Here is a 4,668-nt window from a genome sequence, read left to right on the forward strand (position 1 = left end):
GCCTGCGCCGGAACCCAAGTTCGTTTGCGCACCCGCAGCGCCACCGCCCGGCGTTAGCGCGACGATACCCGGATGGACAAACAATCCTTCGTCTACATGCTCGCCAGGCGCCCCTACGGCACGCTCTATGTCGGCGTCACATCAGACCTGATCAAACGCGTCTGGCAACACAAGGAAGGCTTTGTCCAGGGCTTCACGAAACAATACAAAGTAAAGACCCTGGTCTGGTACGAAATCCACTGCGACATCGTCGAAACGATCACGCGCGAAAAGCAGATCAAGGAATGGCCGCGCAACTGGAAAATTAACGTCATCCAATCCACCAACCCCAGCTGGCTCGACCTCTACCCCACCCTCGCCTAACCCCGCAAATCATCCACCGGCTTGCCCCCAAACCCGGCATCCAGCAAATAATCCACCAGCGTCACCGCACAAGCCTGCGGCGGCACCAGCACCCCCGCCTGCTTCATATCGACGAACCGCTGCCTGAGCGGAAAGCGCTCATCCGGCGTCGCCCTGATTTCCGCCTGCATATCCGTATCGATCACCCCGGGCGCCAGGCTGCACGCCTTCACGCGCGCATCCGCGTCCAGCGCCACCGCCCGCGCATGCTGGTCCAGCGCCGCCTTGGTGGCGCAATACACGCTCCACCCCGGATACGCGCTGCGCCCCGCCCCGCTCGAGATATGCAGGATGCGCCTTTCAGCCTGCGGCGCCGCCTGCACGAAGGCAGCCGACAGCGCCAGCGGCGCGCCCACATTCAGGGTGGCCGCGCGCAGCGCCGCCAGCGGATCCTGCTCCCCCAGCGGTCCCACCGGCGTCACCACGCCCGCATTGTTCACCAGCAGCGCCATATCGCAGCCCGCCAGGAAACTGCGCAGCGCGTGCCCGCCGATCCAGCCCGCCAGCGCCGCGGCGTCGGACAGGTCGACCACCGCCTGCTCCATGCCCTCGCCGATCTCGGCATGTCCGCGCGCCACGCCCAGCACCGGGATCCCGCGCGCCACCAGCTCCGCCGCCACCGCGGCGCCAAGGCCACGGGTGTGGCCGGTCACGACTGCCTTGATCATGCCCACCTCCGCTAAATGAATACCGGCTCCGGCTCCAGCGCCACGCCGTAGCGCGCCTCGACATCCGCCTGGATCGCCCGCGCCAGGCGCACCACGTCTTCGCCGCGCGCCCCGCCCAGGTTCACCAGCACCAGCGCCTGCTTCGGATACACGCCCGCCGCGCCCATGCTGCGGCCCTTCCAGCCGCACTGGTCGATCAGCCAGCCCGCCGCCAGCTTTTCCGTGCCGTCGGGCTGCGCATGGTGGACCAGGTTCGGGAACTGCGCCAGCAGGCGCGCGCAGTGCTCGGCGGAGACCACCGGGTTCTTGAAGAAACTCCCCGCATTGCCGATCTCGGCCGGGTCCGGCAGCTTGCGGCGCCGGATCGCTTCGACCAGGGCGCCCACCTGGCGCGGCGTCGGCGATTCCAGTCCGGCGTCGCGTGCGGCGTTGGCCAGTTCCGCATAGCGCAGGTTCGGCGCCCAGTCCTTGGGCAGCGCGAAGGTCACGTCCAGCACCACGAGCGCGCGTCCGTCCTCGTGCTTGAAGATGCTGTCCCGGTAGGCGAAGCGGCAGTCCTGCGCATCCAGCACACGCACTTCGCCGCTGTCCATGTCGTATGCCGTCAGACTATGGAAGACATCCTTGGTTTCCGTGCCATACGCCCCCACGTTCTGGATCGGCGCGGCGCCCACCGTGCCGGGGATCAGCGACAGGTTTTCCAGGCCGCCCAGCCCCTGCTCCAGCGTGTACTGGACGAAGGCGTGCCAGTTCTCGCCCGCCTGGGCCCGCACCAGCACCCGCCCGTCCTGTTCGCCGAGGATCTCGCGCCCCAGGCCGGACATGTGCAGCACCACGCCGTCGAAGTCGCGGGTGAACAGCAGGTTGCTGCCGCCCCCGAGCACCAGGCGCGGCAGCGCGCCCAGTTCGGGGTCGGCGCGCAGCTGGTCCAGCTGCTCCGCGCCGGTCACGCGCAGGTAGTGCCGGGCCCTGGCCGGAATGCGGAAGGTGTTGAAGGAATCGAGCGGCTGGTCGTGGACGAGGAACAGGTGTGGATGCATGGCGTAGACAGGTTTTTCGCCCCATTATAGAGCCAAGGCGGTATCAAGGACGCCTCCAGCCTTGCCGGTCTGGCAAAACAGGTCGCCGGTTCGGACGGTTGTCCGTTAAAATAGAGGGATTCATCTAATAGCAACATCAGGAAAAAGGAAGAACCATGCCATCGTTTGATGTCGTCTGCGAAGCAGACATGGTCGAAGTGAAGAACGCCGTCGAACAGTCGAACAAGGAAATCACCACCCGCTTCGACTTCAAGGGCAGCTCGGCCAAGGTCGAACAGAAGGAACGCGAACTGACCCTGTTCGCCGACGCCGACTTCCAGCTCGGCCAGGTCAAGGACGTCCTCATCAACAAGATGTCGAAGCGCAAGGTCGACGTCCGCTTCCTCGACGAAGGCAAGGTCGAGAAGATCGGCGGCGACAAGGTCAAGCAGGTCATCAAGGTGCGCAACGGCATCGAGACCGAAGACGCCAAGAAGATCACCAAGGTGATCAAGGAAAGCAAGATGAAGGTCCAGGCCAGCATCCAGGGCGAATCGGTGCGCATCACCGGCGCCAAGCGCGACGACCTGCAGGCCGCCATGGCCCTGCTGCGCAAGGATGTCCAGGAACTGCCGCTGGCGTTCAACAATTTCCGCGATTAAGCACCGCGCCCGGGCCGGCGTACCGGCCCGCAGCGCCCGCCTGGGACAATCCGTCACAGGGGGCACAGACCCGCTTGGGGTAGAATGAAGGCCGTGCGCTCACGGTGTTTTTCTGCGCCTGCCCGTCGTACTCGAAGAGTCGTAGTCTAAGGATAGCAATGAAACGTGTTGATGATTTCCGCTTAAAACTGGGCAACAAGGAATATGTGCCCATCATGATCGGCGGAATGGGTGTGGACATCTCGACGTCCGAACTGGCGCTGGAAGCCGCGCGCCTGGGCGGTATCGGCCATATTTCCGATGCCATGGTGCAAGACGTTTCGGACCGCAAGTTCGACACCACCTTCGTCAAGGACAAGACGAAGCTCTACAAGTTCAACATCAACAACATGAACAAGGCGGTGGTCCAGTTCGACCTCGACCGCCTGGCCGAAGCGACCCGCCTGCACGTGGGCGCGACCATGGAAGCGAAGAAAGGCGATGGCCTGGTCTTCGTGAACTGCATGGAAAAGCTGACCATGAACGCGCCCAAGGAAACCCTGCGCGTGCGCCTGGCCTCGGCGCTGGATGCGGGCATCGACGGCATCACCATGTCGGCCGGCCTGCACCTGGGTTCCTTCGAGCTGATCAAGGATCACCCGCGCTTCCGCGACGCCAAGCTGGGCATCATCGTGTCCTCGGTGCGCGCGCTGCAGCTGTTCCTGCGCAAGGTCTCGCGCCTGGACCGCCTGCCCGACTACATCATCGTCGAAGGCCCGCTGGCCGGCGGCCACCTGGGCTTCGGCATCGACGACTGGAAGCAGTACGACCTGCACACCATCATGGACGAGATCCATGCCTTCATGCGCGCCGAGCAGCTGGACATCCCCCTCATCGCGGCCGGCGGCGTGTTTACCGGCACCGATGCGGCGGGCTTCCTGGAAAAAGGCGCCGGCGGCGTGCAGGTGGCGACCCGCTTCACCGTCACCCACGAATGCGGCCTGCCGGACAACGTCAAGCAGGAATACTTCCGCGCCGGCGAGGACGACATCGAAGTCAACGGCCTGTCGCCGACCGGCTACCCGATGCGCATGCTGAAGAACACCCCGGCGATCGGCTCCGGCATCCGCCCGGGCTGCGAATCCTACGGCTACCTGCTGGACGCCACCGGCAACTGCGCCTACATCAACTCGTACAACCGCGAGGTGCAGGCCAGCCCGGACAGCAAGAACATCGTGGTCATGGACAAGACCTGCCTGTGCACCCACATGCGTAATTTCAATTGCTGGACCTGCGGCCACTACACCTACCGCCTGAAGGACACCACCCACCTGCTGGCGGACGGCAATTACCAGATCCTGTCGGCCGAGCACGTGTTCAAGGACTACCAGTTCAGCGTGAACAACGAGATCGCCCTGCCGCCGAAGCAGGAAAACGCAGCGGCGTAAGGCCACCGCGCTCCGGGAAAGCCACGATGCGTCGTGGCTTTTTTATTGCCGCTGAGAATCGTCAGCCGGAACTGGCACAAGCGCCGCAAGCTGCGATACTATTTGAACATCATTCACACCCACACGGAGATCGACCATGTCCCCCGCCATCGGCAACGCCCCGCTGCGCCCCGTCTCGACCGACCTGCTGCGCGTCGTCCTCGCGACCGCCTGCCTCCTGCTGGTGCCGCTGGTCGCCATGCAGTTCACCCGCGAAGTCAACTGGACCGGCTTCGACTTCGCCGTGGCCGCCTTCCTGCTGGGCGGCACGGGCACGGCCTGGGTCCTGCTGTCGCGCATGGTGCGCGGCGCGCGCGAGCGCAAGCTGCTCGGCCTGGTGCTGCTGGGCGCCCTGCTCGTCGTGTGGGCCGAGCTGGCCGTCGGTATCTTCCACTAAGCTTAAGCCGGCCGCCCCCCCGTTGGGGGGGGGGGGGGGGGGGCGGGGGGGGGC

General features: G+C 65.1%; 6 protein-coding genes. 4 read left to right on the forward strand and 2 right to left on the reverse strand.

The window, feature by feature from the left end; translation table 11 throughout:
• Positions 1-72: 72 nt before the first annotated feature.
• Entirely contained in the window at positions 73-363 is a 291-nt protein-coding gene (locus KBW95_RS24345; RefSeq protein ID WP_211529546.1) for a GIY-YIG nuclease family protein, read from the forward strand.
• Here the strand turns inward: KBW95_RS24345 and KBW95_RS24350 are convergent.
• Together KBW95_RS24350 and murB are read right to left on the reverse strand one after the other, a co-directional pair.
• Positions 360-1,070: an SDR family oxidoreductase gene (locus KBW95_RS24350; protein ID WP_211529547.1), complete on the reverse strand. Its 711-nt coding sequence runs from the start codon at positions 1,068-1,070 to the stop codon at positions 360-362. The two genes, KBW95_RS24345 and KBW95_RS24350, sit on opposite strands and share 4 nt — an antisense overlap.
• An 11-nt stretch (positions 1,071-1,081) precedes the next feature.
• On the reverse strand, positions 1,082-2,110 hold the full coding sequence (murB, locus tag KBW95_RS24355) for a UDP-N-acetylmuramate dehydrogenase (RefSeq protein WP_211526475.1): 1,029 nt from the start codon (positions 2,108-2,110) through the stop codon (positions 1,082-1,084).
• 155 nt (positions 2,111-2,265) lie between these two features.
• Between murB and KBW95_RS24360 the strand changes: the two genes are divergently transcribed.
• The 3 genes from KBW95_RS24360 (at position 2,266) to KBW95_RS24370 (ending at position 4,614) form a co-directional block, all read left to right on the forward strand.
• Positions 2,266-2,751 (forward strand): YajQ family cyclic di-GMP-binding protein, encoded by a 486-nt coding sequence (locus tag KBW95_RS24360; protein ID WP_211522231.1) that lies wholly within the window; start codon positions 2,266-2,268, stop codon positions 2,749-2,751.
• A 158-nt stretch (positions 2,752-2,909) separates the two neighbouring features.
• The gene (locus tag KBW95_RS24365) at positions 2,910-4,178 is read left to right on the forward strand and encodes a nitronate monooxygenase (RefSeq protein WP_211529548.1); all 1,269 of its coding nucleotides are present in this window, start codon (positions 2,910-2,912) and stop codon (positions 4,176-4,178) included.
• A 136-nt stretch (positions 4,179-4,314) separates the two neighbouring features.
• Complete coding sequence (locus KBW95_RS24370; RefSeq protein WP_211529549.1) at positions 4,315-4,614, forward strand: hypothetical protein; 300 nt, start codon at positions 4,315-4,317, stop codon at positions 4,612-4,614.
• The last annotated feature ends 54 nt before the right edge of the window (positions 4,615-4,668 follow it).

Origin of the sequence: Massilia sp. ZL223 (assembly GCF_018119395.1) — a bacterium.
Taxonomy (GTDB): Bacteria; Pseudomonadota; Gammaproteobacteria; order Burkholderiales; family Burkholderiaceae_D; genus Telluria.

Bases quoted from the DNA above. Each gene is read 5' to 3' on its own strand.
- KBW95_RS24345 (WP_211529546.1), top strand. From the start codon at position 73: ATGGACAAACAATCCTTCGTCTACATGCTCGCCAGGCGCCCCTACGGC.
- KBW95_RS24350 (WP_211529547.1), bottom strand. From the start codon at position 1,070: ATGATCAAGGCAGTCGTGACCGGCCACACCCGTGGCCTTGGCGCCGCG.
- murB (WP_211526475.1), bottom strand. From the start codon at position 2,110: ATGCATCCACACCTGTTCCTCGTCCACGACCAGCCGCTCGATTCCTTC.
- KBW95_RS24360 (WP_211522231.1), top strand. From the start codon at position 2,266: ATGCCATCGTTTGATGTCGTCTGCGAAGCAGACATGGTCGAAGTGAAG.
- KBW95_RS24365 (WP_211529548.1), top strand. From the start codon at position 2,910: ATGAAACGTGTTGATGATTTCCGCTTAAAACTGGGCAACAAGGAATAT.
- KBW95_RS24370 (WP_211529549.1), top strand. From the start codon at position 4,315: ATGTCCCCCGCCATCGGCAACGCCCCGCTGCGCCCCGTCTCGACCGAC.